An 11,403-nucleotide genomic window follows, 5' to 3' on the forward strand; every position below is an offset into this window, starting at 1 on the left:
AAGGGCGTTCATGCGCGCACCGGTCATCATGGTCCACGGCGCGTTCTGCGGCGGCTGGACCTTCGACGCTTTCCGCCAGCCTTTCGAGGCGGCCGGCCATCCCGTGATCACGCCCGACCTCGTCGGTCACGACGGCAAGACCGCAGTGGCCGGCGTCTCGATGAGCGACTACGCCCGCCAGGTCGCGCAGCTGGTCCGAACCTGCGAGACCCCGCCGATCCTGGTCGGCCACTCGCTGGGCGGCCTCGTTGCCCAGATGGCCGCCAGTCGCGCCAAGATTTCGAAGTTGATTTTGCTGGCCCCGTCCGCGCCGTGGGGCGTGTCGGGCGCGAGCCTCGAGGAGGCGGCCTCGGCCGTCAGTCTCTACACGCTCGGCCCGTACTGGATGCAGGCCATCGCGCCGGACTACGGCGTGGTGCGCCGCTACAGCGTCGACAAGCTGGAACGCCCCGAGCGCAAGGCGATCTTCGCCCGCATGACGGCCGAGAGCGGCCGGGCGCTGTGGGAGACGCTGAACTGGTGGCTGGACCCGTTCATGACCACCTCGGTGTCCTCGCCGGGCTGCCCGGTGCTGGCGATCGCCGGCGGCCAGGACGTCATCCATCCGCCTGCGACGGTCCGCCAGACGGCCGCGCGCCTGGGCGGGGCGGTCGAGGTCTTCCCTGAGATGAGCCACTGGCTGCCCGGCGAACCGGGCTGGGAGGCCGTGGCCGCCCGCTGCCTGGCGTTCATCGACGCCGAGAACCGCGCGGCGGCCTAGCCTGCGCGCCTACGGCGCGCTGAACACCTTCAACCCCAGAATGCCCGAGACGATCAGGGCCAGGCACACCAGGCGCGCGGCCGTGGCCGGCTCCTTGAACAGCACGATGCCGACAATCGCCGTGCCGACAGCGCCGATCCCGGTCCACACGGCATAGGCCGTGCCCAGCGGCAGGGTCCGCACCGCCCAGCCCAGCAGGCCCATGGACAGCGCCAGGCTGATCGCCGTCAGCACGGTGGGAACGAGCTTGGTGAAGCCCTCGGTATATTTCAGGCCGACGGCCCAACCGATCTCGAACAGTCCGGCGATGAAGAGAATGAACCAGGCCACGACGAGCCCCTTTTCTTGAAAAGGTGGGGTCGTCCCCGGGATAACAGCTGTTGCGAGCGGCGGAGAGGCCGCCAAAAGCAAAAGGCGCGGGGGTCGTCCCCCGCGCCTCGCTTGCATAGAACCCGTGCCCGCAAGGGGCAAGGAGAGCCTTAGCGGCTGGTCGTGCTGTACAGGACCTGGGCGCGCTCATAATTCTTGCCGACCGAGCTCTCGTCCAGCTTCTTCAGGCGCATGTAGACCAGGCCCGCGTGACCGCCGGCCCAAGCATCGTCCCACGAGACCGTCAGGCGACGGAAGTCGCTGCCGACCGTCTGGTCGTTGCGGATCAGGCGCAGCTGCGGGCTGTTCTCCCAGGTCGCCCAGTCGTGCAGGGCGTCGGCCAGGGCCTGGGCCTGAGCGTCGCCTTGCGCGTAGTCGATGGTGACCGTGCAGACGTTCTTGTTCGAGCCCGGGTTGTCGAGCGTGATGTTGTACGGCTTGCCCAGATCGAGGACCCACTGTTCCTTCTTCTTCTTCAGGCCGTTTTCCTTGACCAGCGCGGCGAAGTCGCCACCGGCGACCGACGGCTTGCAGATCTTGTCCAGCACGTCGAGCAGCTTCAGCGACACCGGGTCGGTCGTGCGCGGACCGCGGACCGGGGCGCTGTATTCAGCCGGCGCAGCGCCCGCAGCGGGAGCGGCGACCGGCGGCGCGGCCTGGTCGGCGGCGGGCGCGGCTTGGTCGACCGGAGCAGCTTGAGCAGCAGGAGCGGCGGCAGGCGCGGCGGTCTGCTCTTGGGCGACGGCGGTGGTCGAGACCGCGCCGATGGCGATCAGGCTGGCGAGCGCAAGGCGCATAGGCTGGATATCCCCAACTAGACAGAGGTCGGCATTAAAACCGACCGACGATCCCTCGCAACCCTTATGGCGACAGATTGGGGCGGAGATTGGGTCACAGCTGTAATTTTGTTGCTCCGCGGGCGCTGAGCATGACGGTTGAATGACAAAACCCTCCGCCTCATGACGAAGGTGCATGCCGCCAAAGGGGGCACACGAACGAAAACGCCCCCGATCCTGTCGGACCGAGGGCGCTTCGATAGCTTTACGAAGAGGCGGTTAGGCCGCTTCGACGGCGTGCTCGGCCAGGATGGTCAGACCGTCGGGACCGACATCGGCGAAACCGCCCTGGATGTCGAACACCTTGGTCGTCGCGCCGTCCTTCACGGTCACCTGGCCTTCGCGCAGGGTGGTCATGAACGGAGCGTGGCCGGCCAGGACGCCGAAGTCGCCTTCCGAACCCGGAGCCTGGACCAGGTCCACGTCGCCGGAGAACAGTTCACGCTCGGGCGCGACCAGGGAAAAGTGCAGCTTGGCCATCAGTTGAAGGTCTCCTCGACGCTGCCCAGGGCGGCTTCGATGTCTTCGTCGGTCTGGATCTCGGTCCCGCAGAACGGGCAGAAGTGGATCGTGGCCAGCAGCACGCCGGTCTCGCCCTCTTCTTCCCGCTCGCCGAGATTCAGCAGGATCAGACCGCTGTCGTGCTCGATGAGGCTGGCGGTCGGGTCCGGAGACACGGCTTCCGCCAGCTCTTCACAGCAGAATTGGCCCAGATCGGCGTCTTCGGTCATTAGGCTTCCGCCGCCATCTTCTCGGCCTTGGCCACGACTTCTTCGATCGCGCCGACCATGTAGAAGGCGCCTTCCGGCAGGTGGTCGTATTCACCGGCCACGATGCCCTTGAACGAACGGATCGTGTCCTTCAGCTGGACAAAGGCGCCCGGCGTGTTGGTGAACTGCTCGGCGACGTGGAACGGCTGGCTCAGGAAGCGCTGGATCTTGCGGGCGCGCGAGACGACCAGCTTGTCCTCTTCCGACAGCTCGTCCATGCCCAGGATGGCGATGATGTCCTTCAGCGACTTGTACTGCTGCAGGACTTCCTGGACCGAACGGGCCACGTTGTAGTGCTCTTCGCCGATGACCAGCGGGTCCATGATCCGCGAGGTCGAGTCCAGCGGATCGACGGCGGGGAAGATGGCCTGGGCGGCGATGTCGCGCGACAGAACGGTGGTGGCGTCCAAGTGAGCGAACGAGGCGGCGGGCGCCGGGTCGGTCAAGTCATCGGCGGGCACGTAGATGGCCTGGACCGAGGTGATCGAACCCTTGTTCGTCGAGGTGATGCGCTCCTGCAGGTTGCCCATCTCGGTGGCCAGGGTGGGCTGATAGCCCACGGCCGAGGGGATGCGGCCCAGCAGAGCCGACACTTCGGCGCCGGCTTGGGTGAAGCGGAAGATGTTGTCGACGAACAGCAGCACGTCCTTGCCTTCTTCGTCGCGGAAGTATTCCGCGATCGACAGGCCGGTCAGGGCGACGCGGGCGCGGGCGCCCGGGGGTTCGTTCATCTGGCCGTAGACCAGGGCGCAGCGCGAGCCTTCCGTCGAGCCGTTGTTGGCCTTCGGGTCGGTGTTCACGTTCGACTCGATCATCTCGTGATAGAGGTCGTTGCCTTCGCGGGTGCGTTCGCCCACGCCGGCCAGAACCGAGTAACCGCCGTAAGCCTTGGCGATGTTGTTGATCAGTTCCTGCATCGTCACGGTCTTGCCGACGCCGGCGCCGCCGAACAGGCCGATCTTGCCGCCCTTGGTGTAGGGGCAGATCAGGTCGATGACCTTGATGCCCGTGACCAGGACTTCAGCCGTGTTGGTCTGCTCGGCGAAGGTCGGGGCTTCACGGTGGATCGTGCGGAAGATGTCCGACTGGATCGGGCCTTGTTCGTCGATCGGCTCGCCGATGACGTTCATGATGCGGCCCAGGGTGCCGGGGCCGACCGGAACGCGGATCGAGGCGCCGGTGTCGCGCACGGCCTGGCCGCGAACGAGGCCTTCGGTGGCGTCCATGGCGATGGCGCGGACGGTGTTCTGACCCAGGTGCTGGGCGACTTCGAACACCAGGCGCTGGCCCGAGGCGACGTTGACGGTCTCGACGGCGTTCAGGATCGCCGGCAGCTCGCCGGTGAACTCGATGTCGACGACGGCGCCGATGATCTGCACCAGACGACCGGTCGCGCCTTCCAGCGAGACGGCGGTGTTGGCGGGCGTGGCGGCCTTCGGAGCAGCCGGCTTCTTGGCGGCCGGAGCCTTGGGAGCAGCGGCGGCGGCGGCGGGAGCCTTGGTCGCGGCGGCGGCCTTCGGAGCAGCAGCAGCCTTGGGGGCGGCGGGCTTCTTGGCGGCGGCGGCGGCCGGCTTTTCAGCGGGGGTCTTGGCCATGGCGTGCGGGTCTTTCGATCTCTGCGTGCTTGTGTCGTTAGGCTAGATCAGACGGCTTCTGCGCCGGAGATGATCTCGATCAGCTCTTTGGTGATCTGGGCCTGGCGGGAACGGTTATACTCGAGGGTGTAGCGCTTGATCATGTCGCCCGCGTTGCGCGTGGCGTTGTCCATGGCGGTCATCTGGCTGGCGTAGAAACCAGCCATGTTGTCGAGCAGGGCCGACAGGATCTGAACCGTCAGGTTACGCGGCAGCAGCGTCTCGAGGATGGCCTCTTCCGAGGGCTCGTACTCGTAGACCGCCGTCGGGCCGGTCGGGGCGGCGACGCCCTCGACCGTCGCCGGGATCAGCTGCAGCGCCGTCGGGGTCTGGACGACCACCGACTTGAAGCGGCTGTAGAACAGCGTGACCACGTCGGTCTCCCCGGCCTCATAGAGGCGCGTGACGACGTCGGCGATCGGCTGGGCGACCGACAGGGTGAACTGGCGATAGGCCGACAGATCGAAATTCTCGACCACCTTGGCGCCGTACGGGCGCTTCAGCTGGGCGCTGACCTTCTTGCCGACGCAGACGATCTTCACGTCCTTGCCTTCGGCGATCAGGCCGTCGATGTGCTGGCGCGCAGCGCGGACGATCGACGACGTGAAGCCGCCGGCCAGACCGCGATCGGCGGCCGCGACGATGATCAGGTGACGATCATCGCGGCCCGTGCCGGTCAGCAGGGCCGGAGCCCCGTCGCCGGACACGCCGGCCGCCAGGTTGGCGATCACCGAAGCCAGGCGCCGGGCGTAAGGACGAGCCGCTTCGGCCGCGTCCTGGCTCCGGCGCAGCTTGGCCGCCGCCACCATCTGCATCGCTTTCGTGATCTTCTGCGTCGCCTTGACGCTCGAGATCCGATTGCGCATTTCCTTCAAACTGGCCATTCGGCGCTACTCTCTCCGAGCGGTTCCGAGGGCTTAGGCGAAGGTCGACAGGAAGCTGTCGAGCGCGCCCTTCAGCGTCGCTTCCAGATCCTTGTCGAGCGCCTTCTTGGTGCGGATGCTGTCCAGCAGGTCCTTGTGCTGGCTGTGCAGGCGCGCCAGGAACTCGGTCTCGAAACGACGGACCGACGAGGTCGGGATCGAGTCCAGATAGCCGCGCGTGCCGGCGTAGATCACGCAGACCTGCTCTTCGACCGACTGCGGCGCGTACTGGGGCTGCTTCAGCAGCTCGGTCAGGCGCTCGCCGCGGGCCAGCATCTTCTGGGTCGAGGCGTCCAGGTCCGAACCGAACTTCGCGAAGGCGGCCATTTCACGATACTGGGCCAGCTCGCCCTTAATCGGACCGGCGACTTGCTTCATCGCCTTGATCTGGGCCGACGAACCGACGCGCGACACCGAGATGCCGACGTTCACGGCCGGGCGGATGCCCTGGTTGAACAGGTCGGTTTCCAGGAAGATCTGGCCGTCGGTGATCGAGATCACGTTGGTCGGGATGTAGGCCGAGACGTCGTTGGCCTGGGTTTCGATGATCGGCAGCGCCGTCAGCGAGCCCGAACCGTTGTCTTCGTTCAACTTCGCGGCGCGTTCCAGCAGGCGCGAGTGCAGATAGAAGACGTCGCCCGGATAGGCTTCGCGGCCCGGCGGGCGGCGCAGCAGCAGCGACATCTGGCGATAGGCGACGGCTTGCTTCGAAAGGTCATCATAGATGATCAGGCCGTGCAGGCCGTTGTCGCGGAACCACTCGCCCATGGCGCAGCCCGAGAACGGCGCGATGTACTGCAGCGGAGCCGGCTCCGAGGCCGAGGCCACGACGACGATCGTGTATTCCAGCGCGCCTTGCTCTTCGAGCGTCTTGACGATCTGGGCGACGGTCGAGCGCTTCTGGCCGATGGCGACGTAGACGCAGTAGAGCTTGGCGCTCTCGTCCTTGCCGGCGTTGGCGGCCTTCTGGTTCAGGATGGTGTCGATGGCGACGGCGGTCTTGCCGGTCTGACGGTCACCGATGATCAGCTCGCGCTGGCCACGGCCGACCGGGATCAGGGTGTCGATCGACTTCAGGCCGGTCTGCACGGGCTCGTGCACCGACTTGCGCGGAATGATGCCCGGCGCCTTGACGTCGACGCGGCGACGCTCGGTGTACTCGATCGGGCCCTTGCCGTCGATCGGCTCGCCCAGCGGGTTGACGACCCGGCCCAGCAGGCCACGGCCGACCGGCACGTCGACGATCTCGCCCAGGCGGCGGACTTCGTCGCCTTCCTTGATCTCGGCGTCAGCGCCGAAGATCACGGCGCCGACATTGTCGCGCTCGAGGTTCAGGGCCATGCCCTTCACGCCGGCCTTCGGGAATTCCAGCATTTCACCGGCTTGGACGTTGTCCAGGCCGTAGATGCGGGCGATGCCGTCACCGACGGACAGCACCTGGCCGACGTCCGAGACGGCGGCCTCTTCGCCGAAGTTGGCGATCTGCGACTTGAGGATGGCCGAAATCTCGGCGGCGCGGATGTCCATGATCTTCTGGGCTCTCTGCGATCTGTTTTTTAAGGCGCGCTTAAGCGCGCTTGAGGGCGAACTTCAGGGAATCGAGCTTCGAACGGAGCGAAGCATCGAAAAGGCGCGAACCGACGCGCACCTTCAGCCCGCCCAGCAGGGACGGGTCGACGCGCGTGGAAACTTCGGGGGTCTTGCCCAGGGCCTCGGCGAGGGCGGCTTGCACGCCCTTCAGCTGAGCGGGCGACAGGGCGCTGGCCGAGATCACCTCGGCGGTGACGACGCCGCGGTGCTTGGCCGACAGCTCGCTGAAGGCCGAGATGGCGCCCAGCAGGTCGGCGGTGCGGCCGTTCGAGGCCACCAGGCCCAGGAACTTCGTGGTCAGCATGTCGAACTTGGCCTTCACGGCCACGGCGACGAGACCCTTGCCCTTGTCCTCGGCCGAGAACGCCGGCGAGTCGATCAGGCGACGCAGGTCGGCGCTGTCGGCGATCATCGCCTTCAGGCTCTTCAGGTCGGTCTCGACCTTGGCCAGGTTGCCGTTCTCGATCGTCAATTCGAACAGGGATTGCGCGTAACGCTGACCCGCATCCGTCGCCTTGGTTTCGTCCGCCACTTTTATCCGCCCGGTGCATTGCAAGGGCCGCCGACAAGAAGTTCAACTCCTGTCGCGGCTTAAGAGCTTGAGCGCGCTTGTAAAAAGCACATGGACGGCCGGCGCTCTCGCACCGCCCCGTCCGAAGCCGCGCGCCTGATAACACGGGCCTTTCGCAGTCGCAACTAAGCCCGCGTGTTCAGACCCCGGCGCGGCGGAACACGGCGGAAGCCGAAGCGGCCAGACCGCCGTCGGCCCGGCGCAGCTCGCCCTGGGCGAAGACGAGGCTGCGCGTGGCCCGCTCAATCCAGGCCTTGGGCTCCAACGCGGCCTCATCAGAAGACGGACCATAGTCGACGGTCATCGACGCCAAGGCCGCCCCCTCGCCTGCGGCTTGCCGCAGAACGGATTCCAACTGTGAGGATAAGGTGACGGCCATACGCTTCAGCTAGTCCCTGATCTGGAAAAGAAAAGAGGCGGCGGACAAAATCCGCCGCCCCATGAAGTCGAATGCTCGAGGAAACAGCCAGACGGGACCGAGCAAGTTCAGTCCCTAAGCGTCCGGGTACTGGGTAGAACGGTAGGTATTTCTACTTAGCCGCCCATTCCTACTTGGCGGCCAGGGCGGAGGCGCCCTTGGCCACGGCGTTGCAGCGGGTCAGATCGTCGGCGTCCAGCGACTTGGTCTCGCCGCCGAAGGCCGAGACGCGGCCCACTTCCTTGGCCAGCGCCTTGCAGGCGACGGCGGTGAGGGCCCGCGAGGGGGCCTGGGTCGAGACGCACTCGACGCCTTCGCAGACGAAGACGGCGCCGCCGGCCACGACCTTGGTCTTTGCGGCGACCGGCGCGTCCAGGGCGACGGCGATGCGGCCGTCGGCCAGAGCCTGTCCAGCGAACATGGAAACGGATACGGCGGCGACAGCCGCCAGGGTGCGGAGCTTCATCGAGGAGCCCTCCAGCGTGTTGGGGAAGTTGCGGTCAGATCGTTGATCAGGGTGAGACGCGGTACTCGAAGATACGCAGACTGGCCGCTCGGAACCGGGGATGACGGCGCGGGTATCCCCACCAGCGCTTCGGATCCGAACTAAGCATCGCTTAGATATCAGTGATAAGGAATATCGCAAGCGGAATTTCGTGGCTGCCGTCAAAATGGCTATGTCGCAATGGCTTCGCGCCCAAGACCGCAAGATCGGTCGAGCGCGCGACAACGCCCAACGCCAGTCTGGGATCGCCACAGCGGATGAGGATCATGACGGCGCTCGACCACTACCATGCCAGGATGCGCAGGGTGCTGAATCACATCGATCGGCATCTGGACGACGATCTGGACCTGGATGCGGTCAGCAGCGTCGCGGCGTTCTCCAAGTTCCACTTCCACCGGCAGTTCAAGGCGACCTTCGGCGTCTCCCTGCATCGCTATGTCCAGCTGGCCCGCCTGCGGCAGGCCTCGAAACAGCTGGCCCATGCGCAAGGGCAGAGCGTCACCGAGATCGCCCTGGACGCCGGCTACGAGACGCCCGACGCCTTCGCCCGCGCCTTTCGCCAAAGGCTCGGGCAGTCGCCGTCCAGCTTCCGCAAGGCCCCCGACTGGGAGCCGTGGCTCAAGGCCTTCGGGCCGCTCAACACAGCCAGGAGCAAGATCATGCAGACGACCTTCACTTCCGACCAGGTGACCATCCATGCCGTGGCCCCGACCCGCGTGGCGATCCTCGAGCATCACGGCGATCCCCGGACCCTCGACGCCTCGATCCAACGGTTCATCGCCTGGCGCAAAGCCGCCGGGCTTTCGCCCCGGACCAACCCGACCTTCAATGTCTGGCATTCCGAGCGGCGCCCCGCCGATCCAGCCGACTACCGCGTGGACCTGTGCGTCGGCCTCGCGGACGATCAGCCGATCGATGCGCGAGGCGAGACGATCAAGCTCGGCGAAATCCCCGGCGGGCGGTGCGCGGTGCTGCGCGTGACCGGCGACACTCATAATCTGGAGCCCGCTGCGCTCTATCTATACCGCGACTGGCTGCCGGCCAGCGGCGAGGAGATGCGCGACTTCCCGATCTACTGCCAGCGCTTCTTCCTGGACCAGCCCGAGCTGGGCGCGGCCGCGGACCTGTTCCTGCCGCTGAGATAGGCGGCGTTCGGTCGCTCAGAGGTCTAGGATCTTGTCGATCCGGCTTTCGGCCTTGGCGTGGATGGCGCGGTCCTGGACCATGCCTTCCGCGCGGGCGTAGCGACCGTCCTTGCCGGCGCGACGACGGATGCCCTCGGCGCTGAGCACCGGAGCGGCCTTCTTCGGATCGGTGAACACGCCCAGGATCGCCGCGAGCACGGCGCCGATCGCCGCGGCGGCCACCGGGATGATCATGTCCAGGATCTCGTCGCCGAAGACCGCCTGCACGCGCATGACCAGCACTTCGCGGTTGGTCTGGTGCTCCATCACCCCGACAGCCCAGTAGGCGCCGCCCTCGACGGCGGCGGCCAGCAGGATCGCCAGGATCACGCCGAAGAGGCGCGGTCGGACGAAGAGTCCGAGCGCGGCGCCGAAGATCGCAAAGACGGCCATCAGGATCATGACCCCAGGTGTGCGCCGCCTCTGGTCAAGACAGGGTTAAGCGCTCGTTCCCCAAGGGCACGATTGGCCGCGGCGCGTCGTCGCGCTCTAATCATCGAAACGAACGAGAAAAATAGCAGGGAGGCCTAGGGCATGGACTTCAATCCGCCGCCGGAACTGACCGCCTATCTCGCCGAGCTGGACGCCTTCATCGAGAAGGAGATCGCGCCCCTGCAGGCGCGCGACGACAACCAGCGCTTCTTCGACCACCGCCGCGAATGGGCCCGCACCGACTGGGACGCCGGCGGCCTGCCCAAGCACGAGTGGGAAGAACTGCTGGGCAAGGCCCGAAAACTGGCTGACCAGGCCGGCCACTACCGCTTCGCCCTGCCGAAAGCGTATGGCGGCAAGGACGGCTCCAACCTGTGGATGGCGGTGATCCGCGAGCACCTGGCCGCCAAGGGCCTGGGCCTGTTCAACGACCTGCAGAACGAGCACTCAATCGTCGGCAACAATCCGTTCGTGCTGATGCTGCGCGACTTCGGCCGACCCGATCAGCAGACCCTGATCGGCGACATGCTGGACCGGGGCGCCTTCCGCCCGACCTTTGGCCTCACCGAACCCGACCACGGCTCGGACGCCACCTTCATGGAAACGCGCGGGGTGCGCGAGGAGCGAAACGGCGAGGCCGGCTGGCGGATCAATGGCGAGAAGATGTGGACCACGGGCATGCATGCGGCCACGCACTGCTGCCTGTTCGTGCGCACGGCCGGCGAGGACGGCGACGCGCGCGGCATCACCGCCTTCCTGGTCCCGGCCCACGCGCCGGGGGTCAAGGTCGAGGAGTATCTCTGGACCTTCAACATGCCGACCGATCACCCGCGGGTCAGCTTCACCCATGTCTGGGTTCCGGACTCGGCGATGTTCGGCCCCGAGGGCGGCGGCCTGTCGATCGCCCAGCACTTCGTGCACGAGAACCGCATCCGCCAGGCCGCCTCCAGCCTGGGCGCCGCGACCTACTGCATAGAAGAAAGCATCAAGTACGCCCGCGCCCGCAGACCGTTCGGCAAGGCCCTGGCCGAGAACCAGGCCATCCAGTTCCCGATCGTCGAGCTGTCCACCCAGGCCGAGATGCTGCGCCTGCTGATCCGCAAGACCGCCTGGGAGATGGACCAGATGTCCAAGGTCGAGGTGGAAAAGCGCCTCTCCGACAAGGTCTCGATGTGTAACTACTGGGCCAACCGCCTCGTCTGCGAAGCCGCCGACCGGGCGATGCAGATCCACGGCGGCCTCGGCTATTCGCGCCACAAGCCGTTCGAGCACATCTACCGCCACCACCGCCGCTACCGGATCACCGAGGGCTCGGAAGAGATCCAGATGCGCAAGGTGGCCGCTTGGCTGTTTGGCTATGTCGGCCCGCGCAAGAAGGCGTTTGCCGACATGGACAAGGTTTAACCTGTCG

Annotated in this window: 15 protein-coding genes; 3 read left to right on the forward strand and 12 right to left on the reverse strand. The window is 66.4% G+C overall.

Annotated elements, in window-relative coordinates:
• Positions 1-10 precede the first annotated feature (10 nt).
• Positions 11-760: an alpha/beta fold hydrolase gene (locus tag E1H18_RS24445; protein ID WP_172274242.1), complete on the forward strand. Its 750-nt coding sequence runs from the start codon at positions 11-13 to the stop codon at positions 758-760.
• A 9-nt stretch (positions 761-769) separates the two neighbouring features.
• On the opposite strand, the gene sugE is transcribed toward E1H18_RS24445, so the two are convergent.
• The 11 genes from sugE to E1H18_RS24500 all read right to left on the reverse strand — a co-directional run bounded on the left by sugE (position 770) and on the right by E1H18_RS24500 (position 8,644).
• Positions 770-1,090: a quaternary ammonium compound efflux SMR transporter SugE gene (gene sugE, locus E1H18_RS24450; protein ID WP_172274245.1), complete on the reverse strand. Its 321-nt coding sequence runs from the start codon at positions 1,088-1,090 to the stop codon at positions 770-772.
• Between the two features lie 149 nt (positions 1,091-1,239).
• Positions 1,240-1,926, reverse strand: a complete 687-nt coding sequence (locus E1H18_RS24455) for a hypothetical protein (RefSeq protein WP_172274248.1) — start codon at positions 1,924-1,926, stop codon at positions 1,240-1,242.
• Between the two features lie 258 nt (positions 1,927-2,184).
• On the reverse strand, positions 2,185-2,445 hold the full coding sequence (locus E1H18_RS24460) for an ATP synthase F1 subunit epsilon (protein WP_172274251.1): 261 nt from the start codon (positions 2,443-2,445) through the stop codon (positions 2,185-2,187).
• Entirely contained in the window at positions 2,445-2,696 is a 252-nt protein-coding gene (locus E1H18_RS24465) for a hypothetical protein (RefSeq protein ID WP_172274254.1), read from the reverse strand. Before E1H18_RS24465 ends, E1H18_RS24460 begins: the two co-directional genes overlap by 1 nt.
• Positions 2,696-4,330 (reverse strand): F0F1 ATP synthase subunit beta, encoded by a 1,635-nt coding sequence (atpD, locus tag E1H18_RS24470; RefSeq protein ID WP_172274257.1) that lies wholly within the window; start codon positions 4,328-4,330, stop codon positions 2,696-2,698. Before atpD ends, E1H18_RS24465 begins: the two co-directional genes overlap by 1 nt.
• 47 nt (positions 4,331-4,377) lie before the next feature.
• Positions 4,378-5,253, reverse strand: coding sequence for a F0F1 ATP synthase subunit gamma (locus E1H18_RS24475; RefSeq protein ID WP_172274260.1), 876 nt, complete (start codon positions 5,251-5,253; stop codon positions 4,378-4,380).
• A gap of 33 nt (positions 5,254-5,286) precedes the next feature.
• On the reverse strand, positions 5,287-6,819 hold the full coding sequence (gene atpA / locus E1H18_RS24480; RefSeq protein WP_172274262.1) for a F0F1 ATP synthase subunit alpha: 1,533 nt from the start codon (positions 6,817-6,819) through the stop codon (positions 5,287-5,289).
• 40 nt (positions 6,820-6,859) lie between these two features.
• Complete coding sequence (locus E1H18_RS24485; protein WP_172274265.1) at positions 6,860-7,414, reverse strand: F0F1 ATP synthase subunit delta; 555 nt, start codon at positions 7,412-7,414, stop codon at positions 6,860-6,862.
• A gap of 178 nt (positions 7,415-7,592) precedes the next feature.
• Positions 7,593-7,766: a hypothetical protein gene (locus E1H18_RS24490; RefSeq protein WP_241736182.1), complete on the reverse strand. Its 174-nt coding sequence runs from the start codon at positions 7,764-7,766 to the stop codon at positions 7,593-7,595.
• Positions 7,767-8,001: 235 nt separating this feature from the next.
• Positions 8,002-8,337 carry a hypothetical protein gene (locus tag E1H18_RS24495; RefSeq protein WP_172274271.1) on the reverse strand — a complete coding sequence of 112 codons (336 nt, stop codon included), beginning with the start codon at positions 8,335-8,337 and terminating at the stop codon, positions 8,002-8,004.
• A 151-nt stretch (positions 8,338-8,488) separates the two neighbouring features.
• The gene (locus E1H18_RS24500) at positions 8,489-8,644 is read right to left on the reverse strand and encodes a hypothetical protein (RefSeq protein ID WP_172273689.1); all 156 of its coding nucleotides are present in this window, start codon (positions 8,642-8,644) and stop codon (positions 8,489-8,491) included.
• Between E1H18_RS24500 and E1H18_RS24505 the strand changes: the two genes are divergently transcribed.
• Positions 8,643-9,521, forward strand: a complete 879-nt coding sequence (locus E1H18_RS24505) for a GyrI-like domain-containing protein (protein WP_241736183.1) — start codon at positions 8,643-8,645, stop codon at positions 9,519-9,521. The two genes, E1H18_RS24500 and E1H18_RS24505, sit on opposite strands and share 2 nt — an antisense overlap.
• A gap of 15 nt (positions 9,522-9,536) precedes the next feature.
• Here the strand turns inward: E1H18_RS24505 and E1H18_RS24510 are convergent, their stop codons facing one another.
• Complete coding sequence (locus tag E1H18_RS24510; protein ID WP_241736184.1) at positions 9,537-9,962, reverse strand: hypothetical protein; 426 nt, start codon at positions 9,960-9,962, stop codon at positions 9,537-9,539.
• Between the two features lie 132 nt (positions 9,963-10,094).
• Between E1H18_RS24510 and E1H18_RS24515 the strand changes: the two genes are divergently transcribed.
• A complete protein-coding gene (locus tag E1H18_RS24515; protein WP_172274274.1) occupies positions 10,095-11,396 on the forward strand; it encodes an acyl-CoA dehydrogenase family protein in 1,302 nt (433 codons plus the stop codon).
• Positions 11,397-11,403: the final 7 nt, after the last annotated feature.

This window comes from Caulobacter sp. RHG1 (assembly GCF_013181195.1).
Taxonomy (GTDB): domain Bacteria; phylum Pseudomonadota; class Alphaproteobacteria; order Caulobacterales; family Caulobacteraceae; genus Caulobacter.